This window comes from Burkholderia sp. JPY481, from assembly GCF_038900515.1.
GTDB lineage: Bacteria > Pseudomonadota > Gammaproteobacteria > Burkholderiales > Burkholderiaceae > Paraburkholderia > Paraburkholderia youngii.
The window spans coordinates 1-255 of the sequence record NZ_JAYMRT010000220.1; the positions used below are offsets into that span (position 1 = coordinate 1).

General features: G+C 72.2%; 1 pseudogene. It reads right to left on the reverse strand.

Annotation, left to right across the window (positions count from 1 at the left end):
* Positions 1-199 (reverse strand): annotated as a pseudogene (locus tag VSR82_RS40435) (type II secretion system protein GspE); the annotation flags it as partial.
* Positions 200-255: the final 56 nt, after the last annotated feature.

Here is a 255-nt window from a genome sequence, read left to right on the forward strand (position 1 = left end):
CGGCAAGCGCGGCTTCGCTCGTGCGCTCGCTGATCCAGACTTCGAGGCTATCGGCATGCTGATGCGCGACCAGGATCTGGCCGCTGCGCGCAAAACCGTATGGCACGAGCCGGGCGGCAAGCGGGGAGGGTGCCGCGCGCTCGCCGGCCGCGGCATCGCCGTTCAGCGGACGTTGCGAAGGCGCGGTTTGCGCGGGCATCTGCGTCACGGACGCGCTCCCGGCGACACCGTGCTCGACACCGGGCCGCTTGCCGG